Annotated in this window: 16 protein-coding genes; 10 read left to right on the forward strand and 6 right to left on the reverse strand. The window is 65.0% G+C overall.

Annotation, left to right across the window (positions count from 1 at the left end; translation table 11 throughout):
* The 3 genes from AC1DKY_RS16540 to AC1DKY_RS16550 form a co-directional block, all read right to left on the reverse strand.
* A complete protein-coding gene (locus AC1DKY_RS16540; RefSeq protein WP_441604843.1) occupies window positions 1-2,334 on the reverse strand; it encodes a glycoside hydrolase family 31 protein in 2,334 nt (777 codons plus the stop codon).
* Window positions 2,334-3,908: an alpha-amylase family glycosyl hydrolase gene (locus AC1DKY_RS16545; protein ID WP_441604844.1), complete on the reverse strand. Its 1,575-nt coding sequence runs from the start codon at window positions 3,906-3,908 to the stop codon at window positions 2,334-2,336. The genes AC1DKY_RS16540 and AC1DKY_RS16545 overlap by 1 nt, the downstream gene beginning before the upstream one ends.
* 176 nt (window positions 3,909-4,084) lie before the next feature.
* Window positions 4,085-6,970, reverse strand: coding sequence for a TonB-dependent receptor (locus tag AC1DKY_RS16550; RefSeq protein WP_441604845.1), 2,886 nt, complete (start codon window positions 6,968-6,970; stop codon window positions 4,085-4,087).
* A 515-nt stretch (window positions 6,971-7,485) separates the two neighbouring features.
* Between AC1DKY_RS16550 and AC1DKY_RS16555 the strand changes: the two genes are divergently transcribed.
* From AC1DKY_RS16555 to AC1DKY_RS16590, 8 genes are all read left to right on the forward strand, one after another.
* Window positions 7,486-9,102 carry an alpha-glucosidase family protein gene (locus tag AC1DKY_RS16555; RefSeq protein ID WP_441604846.1) on the forward strand — a complete coding sequence of 539 codons (1,617 nt, stop codon included), beginning with the start codon at window positions 7,486-7,488 and terminating at the stop codon, window positions 9,100-9,102.
* Window positions 9,103-9,266: 164 nt separating this feature from the next.
* Complete coding sequence (locus AC1DKY_RS16560; protein WP_441604847.1) at window positions 9,267-9,485, forward strand: hypothetical protein; 219 nt, start codon at window positions 9,267-9,269, stop codon at window positions 9,483-9,485.
* A 181-nt stretch (window positions 9,486-9,666) separates the two neighbouring features.
* Window positions 9,667-10,839 (forward strand): FAD-dependent oxidoreductase, encoded by a 1,173-nt coding sequence (locus tag AC1DKY_RS16565; protein ID WP_441604848.1) that lies wholly within the window; start codon window positions 9,667-9,669, stop codon window positions 10,837-10,839.
* Between the two features lie 118 nt (window positions 10,840-10,957).
* Window positions 10,958-12,913 (forward strand): serine hydrolase domain-containing protein, encoded by a 1,956-nt coding sequence (locus AC1DKY_RS16570; RefSeq protein ID WP_441604849.1) that lies wholly within the window; start codon window positions 10,958-10,960, stop codon window positions 12,911-12,913.
* A gap of 58 nt (window positions 12,914-12,971) precedes the next feature.
* The gene (uvrD, locus tag AC1DKY_RS16575) at window positions 12,972-15,167 is read left to right on the forward strand and encodes a DNA helicase II (RefSeq protein ID WP_441604850.1); all 2,196 of its coding nucleotides are present in this window, start codon (window positions 12,972-12,974) and stop codon (window positions 15,165-15,167) included.
* 8 nt (window positions 15,168-15,175) lie between these two features.
* The gene (locus tag AC1DKY_RS16580; RefSeq protein WP_441604851.1) at window positions 15,176-15,745 is read left to right on the forward strand and encodes an FUSC family protein; all 570 of its coding nucleotides are present in this window, start codon (window positions 15,176-15,178) and stop codon (window positions 15,743-15,745) included.
* Window positions 15,746-15,845: 100 nt separating this feature from the next.
* Window positions 15,846-16,199, forward strand: coding sequence for a hypothetical protein (locus AC1DKY_RS16585; RefSeq protein ID WP_441604852.1), 354 nt, complete (start codon window positions 15,846-15,848; stop codon window positions 16,197-16,199).
* Window positions 16,200-16,301: 102 nt separating this feature from the next.
* Window positions 16,302-17,588: a hypothetical protein gene (locus AC1DKY_RS16590; RefSeq protein WP_441604853.1), complete on the forward strand. Its 1,287-nt coding sequence runs from the start codon at window positions 16,302-16,304 to the stop codon at window positions 17,586-17,588.
* Between the two features lie 25 nt (window positions 17,589-17,613).
* On the opposite strand, the gene AC1DKY_RS16595 is transcribed toward AC1DKY_RS16590, so the two are convergent.
* The 3 genes from AC1DKY_RS16595 to AC1DKY_RS16605 form a co-directional block, all read right to left on the reverse strand.
* Window positions 17,614-18,870 (reverse strand): heme biosynthesis protein HemY, encoded by a 1,257-nt coding sequence (locus tag AC1DKY_RS16595; RefSeq protein ID WP_441611487.1) that lies wholly within the window; start codon window positions 18,868-18,870, stop codon window positions 17,614-17,616.
* On the reverse strand, window positions 18,867-19,967 hold the full coding sequence (locus AC1DKY_RS16600) for a uroporphyrinogen-III C-methyltransferase (RefSeq protein WP_441604855.1): 1,101 nt from the start codon (window positions 19,965-19,967) through the stop codon (window positions 18,867-18,869). The genes AC1DKY_RS16595 and AC1DKY_RS16600 overlap by 4 nt, the downstream gene beginning before the upstream one ends.
* Before the next feature lie 78 nt (window positions 19,968-20,045).
* Complete coding sequence (locus tag AC1DKY_RS16605; RefSeq protein WP_441604856.1) at window positions 20,046-20,816, reverse strand: uroporphyrinogen-III synthase; 771 nt, start codon at window positions 20,814-20,816, stop codon at window positions 20,046-20,048.
* A gap of 104 nt (window positions 20,817-20,920) precedes the next feature.
* On the opposite strand from AC1DKY_RS16605, the gene AC1DKY_RS16610 reads away from it, so the two are divergent.
* Together AC1DKY_RS16610 and AC1DKY_RS16615 are read left to right on the forward strand one after the other, a co-directional pair.
* Entirely contained in the window at window positions 20,921-21,403 is a 483-nt protein-coding gene (locus AC1DKY_RS16610; protein ID WP_441604857.1) for a YiiD C-terminal domain-containing protein, read from the forward strand.
* A gap of 52 nt (window positions 21,404-21,455) precedes the next feature.
* A complete protein-coding gene (locus AC1DKY_RS16615; protein ID WP_441604858.1) occupies window positions 21,456-21,875 on the forward strand; it encodes a hypothetical protein in 420 nt (139 codons plus the stop codon).
* Window positions 21,876-22,489 lie beyond the last annotated feature (614 nt).

Consider the following 22,489-nt stretch of genomic DNA (forward strand, 5'->3'; position numbering starts at 1 on the left):
TCACGGCTGCACCGCCGACGTGTTCAGCTGGATGTTCTTTGCCTTGCCCGCTTCCACTTTCACGTACGTCACCTCGCCAAAACGATCACGGCCATGCGCCCAGCCTTCGCTGGTGGATGCGCGCAAGGCATCGAGACTGCCGAGTACCGGCAGCGGCTTGCCATCACTGCTCACGGCGCCGGCCGGAGCGCCGTGGATGGCCAGCACGTAATCCTGCAACGCCGGCTTGAATTTGCCGCTGACCGCCGCTGCATGGAAGTTCACCACGTTACCCTCGCGACGCACCGACAGCGCCTGCAGGAAGTAAGCCCCCTGCTCGTAGCCGTAGGTGTCGCCGTCGTCTTCGTAGACGCTGAAAGCCGTTTCGCTGTCGGACGGGAACACCTGCACATCCAGCGATGTCACTGGCTGCTGGCCGACATGGTCCATCACCGGCTGCTGCGGGATGATGGCGCCTTCGCGCACGAACAGCGGCACATCGCTCCAGTTCGTGGCATCGACGCTCAGCGTGATCTCGCGATCGCCCTCGTACGCCTTGCCATCGAACCAGTTGATCCAGCGTCCGTGCGGCAGCTGCAGATGCTTGACCGTCTGGCCCTGCTCCACCACCGGCGAGACCAGCAGGTAATCGCCGAACATCCATGCGTCGATGCGATCGCGCTGGGCGGGATCGTTCGGATAGACGAACTGCAGCGGACGCACCAGACCCACGCCGTTGGCGTGCGACTGGTACTCATAGCTGTAGATATAGGGAATCAGCGAGTAGCGCAGGCGGATCGCCTCGGCCGCGGCCTTTTCGGCGATCGGCCCGTAGACCCACGGCTGGCGTTTCTGGCCGAAGTCGGCGTGCACGCGGAACACCGGCGTGAACGCGCCGAACTGGATCCAGCGGGCATAGTTCTCGGGCACCGGCATCGGCGCCTTGAAGCCGCCGCCGTCCATGCCCCAGTGCATCGCGCCGACATCGAACGCAGCGAGCATGCGCTGGCGTTGCGCGGCCATGCTGGCGAAACCGCTCTGGATATCGCCGGACCACACGCCATAGGCGTAGCGCTGGGCGCCCAGATAGTAGTTGCGGTTGATGGACCACACGCGTTTATTGCTGATGCCGCGCTGACCGTCGTACAGGGCGCGCTGCATGTTGAGAAATTGCGTATCGACGCCGCTGTCGTCGGCTTCGTCGTTCCACCAGCCCACGATGCCGGTCTCGAAGGAATGCTTGAGCGCATCGTTGAAGAACCACGTGCGCACTTCGGGCTTGTCGAAATCCACGTCGCGCACGGGCTTGTGCGAGAAGTAGTCGGGGGCCAGTTTCGACTGCGCCAGCCAGTAGCCGCGTTCGGTGGCTTCGCGCCCTTCCACCGTGTCCACATGCACGCGCGGCTTCATGATGCCGGTCATGTGCATGCCGCGCTCGTCCATCTGCTGCTTGAGCTTGCCGTCGGGGCCATCCGGGAATTTGTCGGTGTTCCAGCGGAATTCGCCCATGTCCTCGCCCCATGCCTTCCAGTCGAAGTCGAAGGTGAAGTTGTCGATGGGGATGTGCTTGGCCCGGTAGGTGTCCACCAGGGTCAGCGCTTCCTTCTGGTCGATGCCCCACTGGCTGTTGGTAAAACCCATCGCCCACTTGGGAAACATCGGCGCCGCGCCGCTGATCTGGCGCACCTGGGCGAACAGCGCATCGGGCGCGCCCACCAGCAGATAGATGGTGTGCACCGCCGTGTGCGGGGCCTGGATGCCGATGCGGGTGGCCGACAGATCGAACTGCGCCGGCTCCGCGTCGGCGAGCACGCCGTAGCCGGCCGTGCTCCACACGAACGGCGCACCGGTATGGCCCTGCCTCCCTGCAGTCGCGATCTGCTTGCTGTTGCGCAGGAGATTGCCGGTTTGCGCATCGAAGGCATTGAGGCCGCCGATGCCGTACTGCGGATCGCCCTTGGTATGCGCCAGCGACCAGCGGCCGTCCATCGCGTGCGAGAGATCGGCGCTGAGCAGCAAGCGCCCCTTGGGGTCTTCCACCTGAAGTTGCGAGCGGCGCGAATTCCAGCGCATGGTCAGTTGCGCTGAACGCAGGATCTGCTCGTCGCCCTGCGTCTCGCGCATCACCTCGACCGGATCGAAACTGGCCTGCTGATCGATCACCGGGGTGGCCGGCTCGCGCGTGCCGTCCACGCGCAACTGCACGATGCCCGGCGCCAGCAGGCGCAGTTCCAGCTTGCCCTGGGGCAGGCTCAGTTCCATCCGGTCGGCGCTGGCGTCGTTACGCACGGCCATGGCCGCCGGCGTGACGGCCATGGCGCCCAGCAGCGCCAATGCAAGCAGGCGCGGCCGCATCAGCGCACCACGACGGTGCTGTAGGCGGGGAGCTGGAGATGGCCATGGTCCAGTGCGGCGTGGGCTTGGGTGGTCAGTTGCACGGCGGCGTCCTTGGGCAGGAGATCCCCCTTAGGTTTCCACACTGCGCTCTTGCCGGAAAGGTTATGCACCACCAGCAGCTTCTGCTTGCCGTCGTTGCGCCAGTAGGCGACCACGTTGGGCAGGCCGGTGGCGACCACGGTCAGGTCGCCGTCGCGCAGTGCGCCGTTCTGGGCGCGCCAGCCAATCAGCGTGCGATAGGTGTTGTACAGCGAGCTGGCATCGTCCTGCTCGGCCTGCACGGACACGGCCTGCCCCTGGTTCACACTCGAAGGCTTCCAGCGAGACTCGCCCGGGCCTGCTTCACGCGTCCAGCGCATCGGCTCGCGCAAGTTCTCGTCGGGCTTCTTGCCTTCCATGCCCAGCTCTTCGCCGTAATAGATATACGGCCGGCCCGGCAGGGTCAGCAGCAACGCGGCGGCCATGCGCATATGCTCGACGTTGCCGTTGAGGCGGCTCATCACGCGTTCCTGGTCGTGGTTGGACAGGAAGGTGGAGTCGATATGCGGGGTGTCACCAGCGACTTTATAAGCGTCGTAGGTGGCCTTGAGCAGATTGCCCAGCTGGCCCGCACGCTCGCTCTTGGCGCTGACGATCAGCTGCTCGGCCAGCGGGAAGTCGAAAATCGAACCCAGCGGCTTGAGGTAGGGCGCGAGTTCTTTCGGCGAGGTGGCGCTGACTTCGCCCACCAGGGTCACGTTCGGGTGCGTCTTGGCCAGCGCATCGTGGTACTCGGTCCACCATGCCACGTTCTTGTCCAGCGCCTTGGCGCTGTGCACGTCCGACTTGAAGTCGACGTAGATGTGTTTGGCGGCATCGAGGCGGAAACCGTCCACGCCCTTGCCCAGCCAGTACTGGCCCACCTTGATCATCTCCGCGCGCACGGCCGGATTGTCGTAGTTGAGGTCCGGCATATGGCCGCCGAAAACACCGATGTACCAGCCATCGTTGCCGGCGTGCCAGATCGGCGTATCGGTGGCGCTGATGGCCTTGAGATCCGGCTGTTTGGACGTCCAGCTATACCAGTCGCGATGCGCGCCATCGGCCTTCTGCGCGTCGACAAACCACGGATGTTCCTTGGCCGTGTGGTTGATCACCATGTCCATGGTCACGGCGATGCCGCGCTTGTGCGCTTCGGCGACGAGATGCTCCATGTCAGCCGTCGTGCCGTACTGCGGATTGATGCCGTAGTAATCGGTGATGTCGTAGCCGTGATAGCTGGGCGAGCTGTTGATCGGCATCAGCCAGATACCGCTGATGCCCAGCGATTTGAGGTAATCGAGCTTGGCCGTGACGCCGTTGAGATCGCCGATGCCGTCGCCGTTGGTGTCGTACCAGGCGCGCACGAAGATCTCGTAGTAGACGCCGGACGATGGCTGGATATTGGAAGCAGGCGGCGGTGTTGCGTCGGCTGCGCGTGCGCCCATCGGCGCGGCGCCGAGCGCAAGAGAGAGGGCGAGCGCAAGAGAACTGAACAGGCGATTCCGGGACATGCTGAGCTCCATTCGAAGGCGACTGGCCATCGACGGAACGGTACACCGGAACGCAGACATCGCATCGGACCGGAAACCGCTACGCCGGGCCTCGCGGTGTGTGGATGCCGTGCAGAACACACAGCACCGGAAAGCATCGCGCCGGCACTCCTTAAGGAGGCCGGCGCGATCGTGGCTTACAGCTTGAAGTTGACGCCGAGGTAGCTGGTACGACCGAAGTACTGGATCGTGCCGGTCTGTGACGGGTCGGAACCGAAGTAGGTACGGGTCGGCTGATTGCTGAGGTTCAGCATCTGGTAGACCACGCTCCACTGGTCGGTGATGTTGTACGAGGCCTGGAAGTCGTACACCGTTTCAGCGGCGAAGGTGACCATCTGGTTGGTCACCGACATCTGCGTGTCGGAGGCGAACTTCGAGCGGTAGTTGCCGGACAGTCGGGCCGAGAACGGACCGTAGTCATAGAACACCGCCGCACTCGCCACGCGCTTGGACAGACCCGGCAGACCGATATACGAGGTCGGACCGCCCAGCGTGGTCGGGTTGCTCACCGTGCTGTGGGTCAGCGCGAGGTTGGCCTGCACACCCAGACCTTCCCAGATGCCCGGGAAGATGTGGTTCTTGGCGAACGACATTTCCAGGCCGGTGACTTCGCCACCCTTGGCGTTGAATGCCGTCTGGTACTCGCCATTGAGGTACGGCTTGCCCGTGGTCGGATCGGTCGGCACCGGGATGCCTGCCGAGGCGAAGTCGAAGTTGTTGTACGTGACTGCCTGGACGAACGACTTGATGTCCTTGTAGAACACGCCGGCACTGACCAGACCGCTGGAGTCCTGGAAGTAGTGCTCGTACGTCAGGTCATACTGCGTCGCGCGCAGCGGATCGAGCAGCGGGCTGGTGCCGCCCCAGACGTTGTAATAGTTCTGGTTGCCTGCGGTCGACACCCACGAACCCGAACCGGCCAGCATCTGGTTGATCGGCGGACGCGCGAGCACCTTGGCGGCGGCGAAGCGCATCTGATCTTCGTCGGTGAAGTGGTAGATCAGGTTGAGCGACGGCAGCCAGTCGGAATAGGTCTTGCCGACGGTGAGCGGCGCGTAGTCGAGGCTGGTGTTGCCGTTGCCGTCGGTGATCGGAATACCGGCGCCATTGCCCACCTGCTGCAGGCCATTGCTGTACTGCGACTGGTGCGAGTAACGGAAGCCGACGTTACCGGTCAGCTCGTGGCCGAACACGTCCTGCGCATCGATGTCCGCCATGAAGTAGACATCGCGGGTCTTCTCGTCGACCGAGCCGCTCTGGATCTCCGACCAGCTCTGGTCGGTGATGTTCTTCACCGGATTGGCCGTGATGCCATGGGCGGCAAGAATCGCCGGGCCGTTGAGCTGCATGAAGCACGGGTAGCCCGAGAACTTGCCGCTCCAGCAGGTGACCTTGGCGGCGCTGGCCGGAATGGTGAGCGGCAGGGTGCCGCTGCCACCCCACTCATTGCCATACACGTAGACCTCGCGGTCCGCGTTGTAGGTGTGATTGTTGACGTACACACCTGCTTCCAGCGCGGAGAACCAGCCGCTGTTGGGCAGGTCGTACTTCACGTCGGTGCGGAACGCCTTCATCTTGTCGTGATAGATGTAGGGGTACACGCCGTAACGCGACAGCGCCAGGTCGTTGAGGTTGGTGTACGCGCCCGGATTGGCGAACGACACCGTGCCGAGGCTGCGACCAGCCAGCTGGTAGGTGGTGGACTGTCCCATCAGCTGCGGGTTGGCGGTGCCAAGACCCGTGTACGGATCAGCCGTGGTGTCCACGTTGATCTCGTTGCTGGTGGCGCGCGATAGCGACAGGTCGGTGTTGACGTGCCAGCGGTCGTGGTTCCACTTCATGTTCAGGCCACCGGAGAACACGCTGGTGTCGGTGGAGTAGTTGTCGGCCGTGGTCTCGTTGGAGAAGTTGCCGCCGCCGGTGCTGGTGATCGTGCCGCCAGTCATCGTGCCGTAGGGGCCAAGCACGGCATTGGAGATCAGCGCCTGGTTGCCGTACATGTTCTGCGAACGGAAACCGTAGCCGAACGAGGTGTTCTTGTACTTGGAGTAGAACGCATCAGCGCCGAACTGCAGTTCGTCGGTGGCCTTCCACACGATGGTGGCGACTTCGCCGGTGCGGCGCTCGGTGCCGCCGTTCTGCTGCAGCTGAAGACCCTGGGTCAGATACGCCTGCTGACCGCTGGGCAGCGTGACCTTGTTGCCATCAGAGGCTTCGCCCACGAACTGCTCGGCCACGTGCGGCTGGTACATCTGCGCCACGCCCAGGCCCACGCCCAGGGTGTCATTGAGGAACTTGCCCTGCCATGCCGCGCTCACGCGATAGCCGGTGGAATTGGCGCCTGCCACATCGCCCGCCTGGCTGTTGTAGCTGCCGCGCGCGTCGATGTTGAGGTTCTGCTCCTTCGGCGCATTGAGCGGGTTGGCCGTCTCCATGCCGATGGTGCCGCCGACGCCGCCGGTGATCAGCGAAGCCTGCGAGGACTTGTACACCGTGGCCATGTTGATCAGCTCGGACGGGTACTGGTCGAACTGGATGTAGTTGCTGCCGCTGGTGGACGGCTGCTCGCGACCATTGAGCGTGGTCTGGATGAAGTTGCCCGAGAGGCCGCGGATATTGATCTGCGAAGCCTGGCCAGCGATGCGCTCAGCGGACACGCCCGGCAGGCGGGTCAGTGCATCGGCAATGGACTGGTCAGGCAGACCGCCGATGTCGGCCGGGGTGATGACGTTCTGGATCGTATCGGCATAACGCTGATAGTCGATCGCCTTTTCCATGCCCTGGTTGTAACCCGTCACCGTGATGGTGGACAGGCTCTTGGCCAGCTGCTCGTCCTGGGTCGGCTTGCCCTGATCGTCCTTCTTGGTGGACGGATTGGTCTGCGGGCCTGCGTCTTGCGCACTGTTGGCGGCGGCAGTGCCGGTCGCGTTTGCGCCCGCATCCGCCGGCGCTGCATGAATATTCGCCGTCAAACAAAGACCGGACGCCAGCGCCAGGGCCAGCACATTACGTTTCAGTTCCACCGTCTTCCCCTCCCACGGGTTTGCACTTCATCTTTGGTTTTGTAGTTGCCGCAGCGATCCCCACAGACCGCCGCGGGCTACGCGCCAGTGCAAGCCGAGAAATCTTCGGAGGGCCCCGTCGCGTGGCGGCCATGGTAGGGCTGCAAAAAACCCCGAACAGGCCTATGCATACGTATTCATGACCCGGTTTTTTTGTGCACCTTTGACAAAATTCTAAGGGGTGCGAGTCTCACGGCCGTTGTCTGCGTACGGTTGGCCGCCACTGCGCATTGCGCTCGGAAAACGGATGACGGCGCGGCTTGCGGAGCTTCAGCGCACCTCGCCGAGCGCAAGTTTCGCCGCTCCGCGACGAAACCTTTTGCTACCTGCTGCATCGCAATATCCCGATTTTCTGAATACGTATGCAGTCGAAGCGTCCGCTTTGCACTCTGCCTTTAAGCTGCCCCCCGCGCTTCGCAATCGGAGCGATTAGATCTGCGCGCGACGCAGGCATTGGGCGGGAACGGGACAAGCGAATGAGTGAAGCACCCTGGTGGCGAGGAGCCGTCACCTATCAGATCTATCCACGCAGCTTCATGGACACCAACGGCGATGGCGTCGGTGACCTGCCGGGCATCGTCGACAAGCTCGACTATGTCGCGAGCCTTGGCGTGGATGCGATCTGGATCTCGCCGTTCTTCCGCTCGCCCATGGCCGACTTCGGCTACGACATCGCGGACTATCGCGAAGTCGATCCGCTGTTCGGCAGCAATGCGGATTTCGACCGCCTGCTGGCCAAGGCGCACAAGCTCGGCCTGAAGGTGATGATCGACCAGGTGCTCAGCCACACCTCGATGGAGCACGCCTGGTTCAAGGAAAGCCGCGAGAACCGCGACAACCCCAAGGCCGACTGGTACGTGTGGGCTGATGCGAAAGCCGACGGCACGCCGCCCAACAACTGGCTCTCGCTGTTCGGCGGTTGCGCCTGGCAATGGGAACCGCGCCGCGGGCAGTACTACTTGCACAACTTCCTGACCTCGCAGCCCGATCTCAACTACCACAACCCCGACGTGCGCCGCGCCGTGCTCGACGAGGTGAAGTACTGGCTGGACAAAGGCGTCAACGGTCTGCGACTGGATGCGATCAACTTCTGCTTCCACGACCGCGAGCTGCGTGACAATCCGCCCAAGCCCGAGGAAAAGCGCGTCGGCCGCGGCTTCAGCCCGGACAATCCGTACGCGTTCCAATACCACTACTACAACAACACGCAGCCGGAGAACATCGCGTTCCTGGAAGAACTGCGTGCCTTGATGGACCAGTACGAAGATGTCGCCGCGATCGGCGAAATCTCCTCCGAAGACTCGCTCGCCACCACCGCCGAATACACCAGCGGCAATCGCTTGCACATGGGTTACAGCTTCGAGCTGCTCACCGATGATTTCAGCGCGGGCTATATCCGCGGCACGGTGCGCAACCTCGAGGCGCAGATGCTCGAAGGCTGGCCGTGCTGGGCCATCTCCAATCACGACGTGTCGCGCGTGCTCAGTCGCTGGGGCAATGGCCATGCCTCGCCGAAGCTGGCCAACCTGCTGAGCGCCATGGTGTGCTCGCTGCGCGGATCGGTGTGCGTGTATCAGGGCGAAGAACTGGGCCTCACCGAGGCGGACGTGCCGTTTGAGTCGCTGCAGGATCCTTACGGCATCACCTTCTGGCCGACCTTCAAGGGTCGCGATGGATGCCGCACGCCGATGCCGTGGAACGGCGGCATCAACGCCGGCTTCAGCGTGGGCGATCCGTGGTTGCCGGTGCCCGCCGAGCATCGCGCGCTGGCCGTGACGCTGCAGGACGCGACGCCCGATTCCACCCTCAACGGCTTCCGTCAGTTCATGGCATGGCGCAAGACCCAGCCGGCGCTGCGCTGGGGCAGCATCCAGTTCATCGATACGCCCGAACCCGTGCTCGCCTTCACCCGCAAGCACGGCGATGAGACGCTGCTGGTCGCGTTCAACCTGTCCAAGACGGCGGCAGCGCTGCCGCTGGCCGGCCTGGGCAAGCTCACTGCCATCGATGGTCATGGACTGAGCCAGGGCACGGCGACGGCCGATGGCCTGAGCCTGCCTGGCCACGGCGCGCTGTTCGCCCGCGTGGACTGACCTCGCTTTCCCCTCTCGACGGCGGCAGCCATGCTTCACGCCGCCGTCGACTTTTCCCTTTCCCTCTGCTCCTATGGTGGCGCGTCGACGACTTGGCGCGGTTTCACAGCGGCGTGACGCGCTCTGGCGATTCTTCGTCCGTCCACCTTTTCAAGGAGCTTTCCATGCGTGCAGTGCTGATCATCCTCGGCGTCATTTTGCTGGCCGGCGGCATCTGGGTCCTGTTGGGCCATGGCAGCTATCAGACCACCGACACCCTCGTGCAGATCGGCTCGGCTAAAGTCAGCGCCACGCATGACAAGGCGTTGCCGCAGTGGGTGGGTATTGCGGGGATCGTGGTGGGCGCGTTGTTGGCGCTCGGTGGGTTCTTCAAGAAGGGCTGATGCCTCCTTAGCTCGTCATTCCGGCGTAGGCCGGAATCCAGTTGCCGTGCATTCGGTTCTCGCGATGCGTCGAAGATCTCTTACGTTCGCGCGAAGACCGCTGCCCGTCGCTACTGGATTCCGGCCTGCGCCGGAATGACGAGCGTGTAAGCTTTTCGCGCCGCAACCTCTCGGAACGCCCATGGAACGCCGCCAATTCCTGCGCCAAGCCAGCGCCACGCTCGCCGTGGCCTCGACCGCGGGACTGGCCGCCTGCACCGCGCCAGCAGTGAAATCGCGCTCGGCCTCTACCGCCTGCTCCCCATCGCTGGCCCCCATCCGCGCCAGCACCGACCGCATCACCGGCGTCTATGTGTGCACGCGCCCGTTCCGTGCGGCAGGTCCGCGCATCGAACTGGAAAAAATCGGCAAGAAAACGTTGGTGCACAACTATGGCCATGGCGGCAGCGGCTGGTCGCTGTCGTGGGGCTCGGGCACGCTGGCGCTGCAGATGGTGCAGGCGAGCGGCGCACGCGAATTGGGCGTAGTCGGCTGCGGTGCGATTGGACTCACGACCGCCCTGCTCGCCCAGCGCGCCGGGCTGGCCACGCGCATCTATGCCAAGGCCTTGCCGCCGGAGGTGTTCTCCATGCGGGCATCGGGCCTGTGGACACCCGACTCGCGCATCTGCGACGCCGCACACGCCCCCGCCCTGGCGGACCGCTGGGAAATGATGACGCGCATTTCCTACGCGCGTTACCAGAGCCTGCTCGGCCTGCCGGGCCAGCCGATCGAATGGATCGACGGGTATTCGCTGGCCGACGCGCCGTTCGGCAAATTCCACGGTGAGGTGGCGGACGAACCCGAGTACGGCGAATTTGCCGACCGCGTGCGCGATCTCACGCCACGCCCGGTGGAATTATCACTAGGCCAGCATCCGTTCCCCGAACCCTATGTGCGTCGCTACACCACGCTGATGTTCAATATCAGCAGCTATGCGAACTATCTGATGAGCGAATATCTTGCGGCCGGCGGCAAGATCGAGATCCGCGAATTCGAACACGCCGAGCAGCTTCAACAGTTGCCCGAGCACACCCTGGTCAATGCCACGGGCTACGGTGCGCGCGCACTGTTCAACGACGATACGGTGATCCCCGTGCGCGGGCAGACGGCAAGGCTGATTCCGCAGCCCGAAGTCACGTACGGATTGCGTACGCAAAATCTCAGCGTGGTGCCACGCAGCGACGGCATCATGGTCCAGGTGATCGGCGACGGCGGCAACTACAACAACCCGGACATCACGCCGCAGCGCGAGGTTTCCGAAGCGGCGGTGCGCGAACTGGCCGATGTCGTTGCCCAGATGAAACGCGACTGAGCGCACGCTTCCAGCTGAAAACCACCTGACGTGCGTTGACGCCACGGCGACGCCACGCCACAAGGGGCGGTGCATACTTGCCCATCGTCCCCGCCGCATCTGCTTCAAGGAGTCCCGCATGCTCGCCATCGCGTCCACCGTGATGAGCCGTCTCCGTTCGCGGACATGCGCTGCGACGCTGACCCTGATGCTGCTGCCGGCCAGCCTGTGGGCGCAGGCGCCGATCCAGATCACGCCACTGCCGGAGGCCAAGCACGCCACCGTCACCCAGCTGGGCGCATCCGAACTCGACGCCCGCAGCCTGCAGCCCTGGCTCGATGGCGAAATGAACGCCCTGATGCAGAAGGGCGAGGTGACCGGCGCCGTGGCGGTGGTGGTGAAGGACGGCGAAATCCTCTATGCCAAGGGTTATGGCGAGGCGGACGCCGAGGCGAAGAAGCCGGTTGATCCGGCCAGCACGATGTTCCGCGTTGCCTCGATCTCGCAGTTGTTCACGTGGACGGCGGTGATGCAGCTGGTCGAGAAGCACAAGCTCGATCTCGATGCCGACATCAATCGCTATCTCGATTTCGGCATCCCCGCGCGCGATGGCAAGCCGATCACACTGCGCGACCTGATGACGCATACAGCGGGCTTCGAGGATGTGCTGAAGGATCGCTATGCCGCGGATCCCGCATCCCAGATGCCTTATGACGCCTGGTTGAAGCAGTGGGTGCCGTCGCGCATCTATCCCGCAGGCGAAATTCCCGCGTATTCCAGCTACGGCGCCACGCTCGCCGGATACATCGTGCAGCGCGTGTCCGGACAGCCGTTCAACGACTATATGGAGCGGCATATCCTGGCGCCGCTGGAGATGAAGCACGCCAGCTTCCGACAACCGCTGCCGGCCCCGCTGCAGGCGGACATGGCGCTCAATTACGGCAAGCGGGATACGCCGCCGCATCCGTTCGACTTGCGCACGGCGGTACCGGCAGCGGCCTTGTCTGCAAGCGGCGAGGACATGGCGCGCTTCATGATCGCGCACCTGCAGTACGGCCGTTCCGGCAACGCGCAACTGCTCGAACAGGCCACCGTGCAAACGATGCAGAGCTACCAGCGCGCGGCGATTCCCGGTCTTCCTGGTATGGCCCTGGGCTTTGCGCATCTGGATCATGGCGACCAGATCATCCTCGGCTATGGCGGCTCCCATGCCGGCTTCAACGGCCTGCTCGCGTTGTTTCCCGATCATCACACCGGCATTTTCCTCGCCACCGATGGCGGCCAGGGCCACCCTCTGCTGCGCGAGTTGGTGAACCGCTTCTCCGATCGCTATTTTCCGCCGTTGCCGCAATTGAAGCCGGCCACGCTGGCCACCGACAAACAACATGCGGCGCAACTGGCAGGTCGCTATACCTCCAGCATCACCTCGACCGACAACCTGCTCGCGCTGCGCAACCTGTTTCGCCAGACCATCATCAGCATCGCGCCGGACGGCACGCTGCTTACGCCGATGTTCGGCGCAGCGCATTGGCGTGAAGTGAAGCCGTATCTGTGGCTGGATGATGCCAGCGGCCGGCACCTCGGCGCGCTGGTGCGCAACGGCAAGGTGAGCATGCTGTCGGTGGATACGGTGTCGCCGATCGAGGTGTATCTGCCGGCCAGCGGCTGGCCGGCCTCGCGTGTCCTTGGCATGGTCATCGCGATGCTCGGCGCGTTCGCCCTGATCGCCTTGTCGTGGCCCGTCGTGGCGCTGCTTCGTCGGCGCGAGATATCGACGCTCACGGACCAGGACCTGCGTTGGTATCGCCTCAGCCGGCTCACCGCCATTCTCTACCTGCTGTTTGCGGGTGGCTGGTGCCTGCTGCTGCCGCGGCTGGGCGTGGCCCAGCTGGACACGCGGCTGCGACTGCTCCACATGGTCGGCATCCTGGCGGTGCTGGGTACGCTGGGAGTCGCCATGGAATGCTGGCGCGCCTGGCGCCGTGGCGGCAGCTGGTGGCGCCGGATCAGCGCCACAATCCTGCTGTTGACGTGTCTCGCCGCCATCGCGTTCATCGCCTGCTGGCACCTGCTGAGCCCGGGTCTCAACTACTGAGGCCCGACTCGGGCACCCTGGCGGGAACGGCCTTGCCTCCCCCGGTACAATAGGCAGGATGGATGTCTCCCACCTGATCGACAAGCTCAACGACGCGCAGCGCGAAGCCGTATGCGCGCCTCCTGGCCACTATCTCGTGCTTGCGGGCGCCGGCTCCGGCAAGACGCGCGTGCTCACGCACCGCATCGGCTGGCTCACCCAGGTGGTGGGCGTGTCGCCGTGGTCGGTGCTCGCCGTCACCTTTACCAACAAGGCCGCCGGCGAAATGCGCGCCCGCCTGGACCAGCTGATCCCGGGCGGTACCCAGGGCCTGACCGTGGGCACCTTCCACGGCATCGCGCATCGCCTGTTGCGCCGTCACTGGCGCGAGGCGGGCCTGCCGGAAGGTTTCCAGATCCTCGACGCGGATGACCAGCAGCGCATCATCAAGCGCGTGATCGCCGGGCTTGGCCTCGACGAGGCACGCTTTCCGCCGCGCCAGGCGACGTGGCAGATCAACCAATGGAAGGACGAAGGCAAGCGCGCGGACACCATCGAGCATCGCGACCACCCGATGACGCGCACCCTGGTGCAGATCTACCAGGCCTATGAAGAATCCTGCCGCCGAGCCGGCCTGGTGGACTTCGCCGAGCTGCTGCTGCGCGCGCACGAACTGTGGTTGCACAACCCGTCCATCCTCGATCACTACCGCGATCGCTGGCGCCACCTGCTGATCGACGAATTTCAGGACACCAACACGCTGCAGTACGCGTGGATCCGCGTGCTCGCCGGCCACACCGGCCAGGTGTTCGTGGTGGGCGACGACGACCAGGCCATCTATGGCTGGCGCGGCGCGAAAGTGGAAAACGTGCAGCAGTTCCTGCGCGATTTCCCCGGCGCCAAGACCATCAAGCTCGAACAGAACTACCGCTCCACCTCGACCATTCTCAAAGCCGCCAACAGCGTGATCGCCCGCAACGGCGGCCGCCTCGGCAAGCAGCTGTGGACGGATGGCGGCGAAGGCGAGCGTATCGCGCTGTACGCGGCCTACAACGAACAGGACGAGGCACGCTTCGTCATCGAGCGCATCCGCGAGTACGTCGCCGAGCATGGCCAGGCGCGCGATTGCGCGATTCTCTATCGCTCCAATGCGCAGTCGCGCAACTTCGAAGAACAGCTGATGCAGCGGGATATCCGCTTCCGCGTCTATGGTGGTCAGCGCTTCTTCGATCGCGCGGAAATCAAGGACGCGCTGGCCTATCTACGCCTCTCCTCCAACCGGCAGGACGACGCCGCGTTCGAGCGCGCGGTGAACACACCGCCGCGCGGCATTGGTGATCGCACGCTGGATGTGTTGCGCCGTCGTGCCCGCACCGAACGCAGCTCCATGTGGGAGGCCGCGCTCAGCGAACTCAGCGGCGGCAGCGAGCTGGCCGGCCGCGCAAAGAACGCGGTGAAGGCCTTCCTCACCATGATCGAGGACATGGCGCGTGCCTTCGCGGGCGCAGGCGTTGGCGACGCGCTCGCCCTGGCCGAACAGATCGACCACGCCATCACCCACACCGGCCTGCGCGACTTCTACGAAAAGGACAGCCGCGGCAACGCCGAATCGCGCGTGGAAAACCTGGACGAACTGGTCAACGTCGCCAGCCGTTTCGAGCTGACGCCCGATGACGAGGAAGCAGGCCTGAGCGAATTGTCGGCCTTCCTTTCGCACGCCGCGCTGGAAGCCGGCGAAGGCCAGGGCGAAGCCTGGGATGACTGCGTGCAGCTGATGACGCTGCATTCGGCCAAGGGCCTGGAATTCCCGGTGGTGTTCCTGGTCGGCATGGAAGAAGGCCTGTTCCCCAGCCAGCGCTCGGTGGAAGACGAAGGCCGCCTGGAAGAAGAACGCCGCCTCGCCTACGTGGGCATCACGCGTGCACGCGAACGCCTGTTCATCACCTATGCCGAATCGCGCCGCATGCATGGCGTGGAAATGCTCGCGCGCCCATCACGCTTCCTGGCGGAAATTCCGCCCGAACTGATCGACGAGGTCCGCCCGCGCGTGCAGGTGAGCCGCCCGCTTTACGGGGCACGTCCGAACAGCGGATCGAAGTCGCTGGAAGAGAGCATGCCGCTGACGCTTGGCCAGCGCGTGAGCCACCCCAGTTTCGGCGAAGGCATCGTGGTGACGGCCGAGGGCAGCGGCGCGCATATGCGTATCCAGGTCAACTTCGCCAACAGCGGCAGCAAGTGGCTGGTCTATGCCTATGCCAATCTGACACCTCTGTAGCCACGCCCATGAGCGACCAGCCCTCCCTGCGCGACAACCTGCGACGCCTCGTCGACGTCCAGCAGGGCTTGGCTTATGTATACCGCCACCAGCCATGGACGCATCGCCTGGTGCAGGGCTTGTGGTTCGCCTTGCAGGCGCTGCTGGCGGCAAGCAGCGCCTATGGGCTGGGCCTGCTGCTGCATACCCAGCAGGCCTTCTGGGCAGCCATCACGGCCATCGCGGTGACGCAGCAGACCTATCTGGATACGCGCTCGTCCTCGCGCGACCAACTGATCGGCGCGCTGGTGGGCGGCGTCGTAGGTTTCAGCGCCACGTTGTTGCTGGGCGAGCAATACAGCGCCTACGCCGTGGCCATCGTGGTCTCCATCACCGCCTGCTGGCTGCTGGGCGTTGGCAGCGCGGGAAGGCTCAGCGGCACAACCACCACCATCATCATGCTGGTGCCGCATACCGGATCGTTCTGGTTGATCGCCCTCACGCGCGTGGGCGAAGTGGCGCTGGGCATCGTCTGCTCGCTGGCCGTGGTGATGCTGGCCGAGCGCGTACAGCGCTGGTGGGTACGCCCAGGCGACTGAGTCGCCTTATGATCTGGCCGATGAACGCAGGAAGGTTCGACGGGAACCGCCGGCCGATGGCGGGCTCCCATCTTTCGATGCATTCGACCCAGGCCATGCCATGACCGACATCTCCGATAGCAGCCCCGAAAGCCAGCGCGCGCGCCTGGACCACGATATCTGCGTGCATATCTTCACCGCATCGGCCGCGATGGTCGGCGTATGCCTCACCGTGATCGGCATTCTTCGCGTGGTGATTTCGCTGCGCAAAGAGGACCTGCTCGGCGACGACCTGCTGGCCTTCAACTCGATGCTTTATCTCGCCTCGTGCCTGCTCTCGTACTGGGCGCTGCGCACGCGCAGCCTGGGCCGCAACCATCGGCTGGAACGCATGGCCGACACCATTTTCCTGGTAGCCCTGGTGTTCACCGCAATCAACGCCGGCTTCATCACCTGGGCGATCTCGGCCAGTTAGCCGACGTGACAGACCATGGCCGGCGCGCCATGATCTTGCCCGCCGTCAGGGGGAGTGACGGAGAAGCCATAGGTACGTTGCAGGGCCGCAGGGTCCTGCGACGTGGCACCCGACATTCGGCCGGACATTCGAACGCATATGCAGACACCGTGGTTCCTGGATCACCTCGGCCTCACCACCGCGGCCGACGCCGCTGATATCAAGCGTGCATACGCCGCGAGGCTGAAACAGGTCGACCAGTCGACCGACATCGGGGGTTTCACGCGGCTGCGCGAGGCGTACGCCGCCGCCACTGCATGGTGTCGCCGCGCCAGCGACGGCGCAGCCGCGGAAACTGCTCCGCTGGCAGCCGCGCCGGCACCGGCCCAGCTGCCTCCGTCCTCGGCGACGGTTGCTGCCACGACCGAGATGCCGCTGCCCGATCCGCATGCGCCGGTGAACGTGGCGAATCGCGCCTTGCAGCAACTGGCGCAACGGCTGGGCTGCGGCGAACCGTTAGACGTGGTGTTCAGCGAACAGCTGATCGGCCTGCGAGGCGAACACCTCCAGGTCACGGCCATCTTCGAAGCCATGCTGATCGACGGGCTTGCCGCGATGCGCCTGCCGCAACGGCTTGCGCTGTTCGATGCTGCCTGCAACCAGTTCGGTTGGAACGACGTCATCCATGTGAAGCAAATGGGCGCGCGTGGAGGGTGGATTCGTGCAGTACAGGAAGAAGAGATCGCATGGAGGCGGACTGCGACAGCCACCGGTTGCAACGACCTTTTCGATCGCCTTGGCGGCGCACCACCGCTCGATCGCCCCGACCTCGTACCCTCGCACTTCACGCGTGACGCTACCCTTCGCTGGCCGGACATGCAGCAGTTATTGCAGAGCTATCCGCATTACCTCGCGCTGCGCGTCGAGCGCTCAGCGCTGGCGGCCTGGGAACAGGCATTCGCGGCACTACCGCCGCGAGACAAGGCGATGGCGGAGTCGTTCTCCAACCTGCCTTCGCCTGCGGCGTATCGACAGGCAGCTCCGCCACGCACGCGCACAAACTATGGCGGCAGGTTGGGCGCTGTCGTCGGCGTCATCGGGTTGATCAACGTGTTCAGCCATGCGTTCAATAGCGAGCCGCACGCGCCAACAACCGCTACATCGGTGCCAGCGGTCACCGCGCCACTGGTGTCTCGTCCTTCCTTCACGCTGCCCGAGCATGTCGCCATCACCCAAGGCAATTGCGAGCGCATCGAGCATGCTGTGCACGAGCCGGACTGGTCACCACCACTGGATCCAACTCAGTTGCATCGCCTGCGCGATGCCACCTTGTCCTGCCTGCGAGGCGGCCGGTGGCCTCATTGGCGCATGGCCGATCCCCAACTGGCACAGCTGGGAATTCAGACCTGAAGACGATGGATGGCCTGCCGCCCGCTTATTCGGGCAAGCGCGGCACACCGTGTTCGCTGCGCTCTTCCACCGCGATGGGGCGGGTGTCCAGGCGCGCCGAGCGCGCACCCTGCGGCAACGGGGCAACCGCTTCGCCACGCGCCAGCGCCAGGGCATTGCGGTAACAACGCTGGGCCAGCGCGGCATCGTCCTGGCCGGCGTAGACGTCGCCCAGCGATTCCCACGCGCCGCTGCTGGGCGTGAGGGCCAGCGAACGTTCCAGATACTGCGCCGCCTTGCCCCACAGGCCCTGGCGTACGCACATGCGGCCCAGCGTGAGCAGCAGCGCGGCATCGTTGGGATGGGCGTCGAGCCACGACTCGGCGCGACGCAGGCGCGCTTCGATATCTTCACCGCCGAGCGCACCGTAGGTTTCGATCAACAGCGGCGACCACTCGCGACGCAGTGCCGATTCCACTTCGTCCATCGCCGGCAACACCATGCCGAACGATGCCGCCTGGCGCGCATAGGCGTCCACCGCCGCAGGCACGCGACGCTGGGTCTTCGGGAGTTGCGACCACAGGGTGTTGAGCGCAGCCGCGTCGGAGGCTCCGCGCAGTGAAGCGGCCAGCACCTGGCCTTCCAATACGGCAAAGGTCTTCGTGCTGAGCGAGCCACTCTTTTGCAGTGGCTCCAAGGCCTGTCGCGCCCGCCGCGTATCGCCGCTGGCGAGGGCAGCAAGCGCGAGTTCGCGCCAACCACCGGGCGTGAGGCTGCCGGCGTCGGCATCGGCCGCCAGCAGATTCACGGCTTCAGCAGGACGACCCTCGCGACGCAGTACCCGGGCGCGCAGCACGCGGGCGCCACGCGGTGCGACCTGGGCCGCGTCGTCCAGCGTAGCGAGCGCGCGACTGTTTTCGCCGCGACGCGATGCGGCCTCGGCCGCCGCGAGCAAGGCAGGACCACGCAGCACATCCAGACGCGAGGCACGATGCAGATCGCGCTCGGCATCGCCGTGGCGACCTTCCATCAACGCGAGCAGGCCATCACTCATTTTCCGGCGGCTCAGCCGGCGATGGCGACGGGTGAACGCGCCGAACGGCCAACGCACGGCAAACCAGAGCGCGCTCAGCAGGGCCCAGGCCAGCAGCAGGATCACAATCGCGGCAACCGCCGTGGTTTCCGCCTGCCAGCCGCGCAGCTGCACCAGCACGTAGCCTGGATCTTCCGCTACCCAATGCCAGCCGAACGCGGTCAGTGCCGCCACGATCACCAGCAGCAGTATCCAGCGCCACAACGTCATGACTTGGCTCCGGCCGAGCTGCTGGCCGCGGGCTTGAGTGCATGCACGGCGCGCAGATTGCGCAGCTCGCCCAGGGCCGCACCCAGCTGCACCGCCGCACCGGGCGGCTGGGCAAGCAGGCTCGCCAACTGCGTGCGCGCCTGCTGTACCGGCGCGGCGTTGATGTCGAACTGCGCCGCGATGCCGGCATCGGCGCGCTTGAGCGCCGCGATGTAGGCGTCGCGATCGGAGGCCAGCAGCGCCGCCTGCGCTTGTGCCAGATCGATCGAAGCGAGCTCGCGCGCGAAGCGTGCATCGGCCACCGACAGCGGTGCGCCATTCGTGCGCTGCACCTTCACCACTTGATCGAGGGCGCCCATGATGCGCGACCAGCCGCCGGGGGCGCTGTCCGATGCCGCGGCATCCAACGGCTTGAGCGGCAGTTCCATGGTCGCAGCGCGCAGATTGCTCAACGTGTTCAGCGCGGTGTCCACATTCATCGTCTGCGTCTTGCTCAGCGCTTCGCGTTCCGCGCCGACGCTCTGGCGCAGACCGGAGAAGGCGCCGTCGTTGACCGCGGCGAGTGCCTGGTCGGCGAGCGCATAGGCAGCGAGTGCGCCCTGGGCGTCGTGGAACAGGTCGTAGCGTTCCTTGGCCATGCGCAGCAGCGATTCGGTTTCGTCCAGCAACATGGCGTCGTGGCCGGACAGCGTCTTTTCGGACAGCTTGGTCACTGCGTCTTCGAGATTGCGCGTGCGCTCGGACTGGCTCAGCAGCTCCTCGCGCAAGGAGCGATTCACCTGATCGGCATCGCCCAGGCGCTGGCGCAACAGATTGCGCTCACTGTCGCTGGCGCCGAACGCACTCTCCAGGGTATCGACGCGCTGCTTGAGTCCGCTGAGCGCCGCATTGCCGGCGGCATTGCCCTGTTCCTGCCGCCATTGGCGCCAGCCCACATAGCCGGCGCCGCCAAGGGCAAGCAAGGAGATCAGCAGGGCCACCGCCAGGGTGCCGCTGCCGCGCCGGGCTGGCGGCGTCACGCGCTGGGCGCGGGGATGGGTGTCTGAACGCGCGCCCGCAGGCGCACCACGATCGAGGAAGGAGTCGTCTTGGCTCATGCGCGACATGCTAACAGCCCACGCCGGGGGGCTCGCATCAAACGCGCGTGAAGGCGTGGGGTTCCCGCAGGAAAACGCCTAAGAACGGGCTGCGGCTGCCAGCAAGTTGTCCGATAGCGCCGAGGCTGCCACCGCGACGCGCCTGAAGCCGGCAGCATGCGCGGCCTCGGCGAGCCGCTCGCTGCTGGCGATGGCCACCGCCCGGATCAGCTGCGCATACGCATCGGCAGGCAAGCCCTGCTTGAGGTTATCCAGCGCTTCGGCGCTGGACAGCAGCACTCGCGCGTCAACCGGCAATTGGCGGATGGCATCGAGCTGACGACGCTGCCAGCGCGGCGTGCCGCGGCGATAGACATGCACCTCGCGCAGCTGTGCACCACGCGCAAGCAGTTCCGCACGCAGCACGCCGCGACCACCCGGCGCACCGATCAGCGCCACCCGGCGGTCCCGCACCTGAGAAAGCCCGGGTTGTTCCAGCAGACCTTCGCTGTCCTGGCGCGCCAGCGGGGCAAGCGCATCGACACCATGGCGCGCCAATGCCCGCGCCGTGCCCTGGCCTACCGCAAGCACGGTGGCGGTGGTTCGCAACGGCGCCAGCCGGGCGGCAAAACGTACGGCGGCGGGGCTCGTGTAGATCAGCAATTGGTCGCTCAATGCGGCACGCAGCTCGATAGCCGCCGCCTCCGCATCATCGACCGCACGCAGCGACAAACCCGGCAACAACAGCGGCACGCCGCCCATCCGCCGCACCCGCCGCGCCAACGGCGAACCCGTACCGGCCGGGCGCGTGATGACCACGGTGCGTCCGTCCAGCGCGGGCTCGGCAAGGGTCGGGGATCGCGTGCTCATGGGCCTCTCCGGGGGTGCCGGGGAGTGTAGCGGCCCGGGCCGTAGCGGTGCTGTCCCGCCTGGGTGCGTAAACTACGCCTTCCCCCCATGCCTACCCCGCGACGATGAGCAGCACCGAACGACACACTCTTGCACGCAAGCTGGTCAACTTCATGCGCGATGAAATTCCCCTGGCGCAGACCATGGACGTCAACTTGCACGGCTGCGACGAGCAGCAATTCTCCCTCGCCGCCCCCTTGGGCCCGAACATCAACGACAAGGGTTGCGCCTTCGGCGGCAGCCTGGTCAGCGTGATGACGCTCAACGGCTGGGGCCTGGTCGAACTGGAACTGCGCATGCGCGGCCTCGAATGCGACCTGTTCGTCGGCGAATCCACCGTGCGTTACCTGGAACCGGTCTGGGAGGGCTTCGTCAGCGAAGCACGCCTGGCCGAAGGTGCGAACTGGGTCACCTTTTTCGACACGCTCGACTCGCGTGGCCGCGCCCGTATCGAGGTGACCTGCCTGGTACCCGGCACCGGTACCAAGCCCGCCGCGACACTGGAAGCCCGTTTCGTGGCCAAGCGACGCTCCCCCGACGCCGTATGAAAAAGTCTTTCTGCTTGGGCACAATGCAGGCCTAGTCCAAGGGGAATGCCAGATGCGCCGCGTCCTGATCCCGCTCGTCACGCTGTCCGTGCTTGCACTCGGTGGCTGTGCCACCAACAAACGCAACGACGACCTCACCACCACGCTCAATGCGTACGCCAGCGCGGTGCGCTGGGGCGACTTCAACGCCGCCCTGGTGTTCGTGGACCCGAAGGTGCGCGAGGCCCATCCGATCTCGCCCCTGGAGATGTCCCGCTACCAGCAATACAAGGTCAGCGGCTATGACGACGGCAACGGCGTCGTACCCAATGGCCAGCTTGAAGTGAAGCAGACGGTGAAGATCAACCTGGTCAACGTGAATACTCAGGCTGAGCGCACGGTGACGGATCACCAGACGTGGCGTTATGACGCTGAGAGCAAGCACTGGTATCTGGAGACGGGGTTGCCGGATATCAGTGGGAAGCCGATGTAGGGTGAGGTTGATTCGGCCGATGGCCGCGGTGCGGGTTAGTTCGTCGTCCCGGCGGTGACCTTTTTTTTGATCGTCATCCCGGCACAGGGGCTCCTGTTTTTTGCTCGTCCTCTCGGCGCAGGCCGCCCTTTGCTCGTCATTCCGGCGTAGGCCGGAGGCGCTTTTCAACGGCCAAAGGGCTGGTCATCCAGTCTCGTCAGTCTCCGGTCGTCGCCTCGAGGCCAGCGTGCCGCCTGCGCGGCGGGCGTTTCGATCGGCTGCCGCCGACCGAGTCACTTTTCTCTTGCTGGCCCAAGAGATCCCTCGGGACTAGCTTCGCGTCGAAAGTAACCCAAAGAGAATGGCCTGATAACGCCCGCAGCATCGTGTTGGGATAAGCCCGAGCGCTCGAGACGCGCTGTTGCGGGACAACCTCCGAGGGTACACAGGGGATACTTCCAAGCGCTGCGCAACGCGCCCGAATCGCTGAGGACTTAAAGCGGGGCCTCGCTTCGCATCGGCTTTGGGCATCGCTCATTTTCTCTCCAACGCCCGCTTGTCTGTGGGAGCGCACCCTGTGCGCGACAGCCACGATGCGGTGTACCGCTCCGTAGGTTTGTCGCGCACAGGGTGCG

The sequence above is a fragment of the Dyella sp. 01N448 genome, from assembly GCF_056399225.1.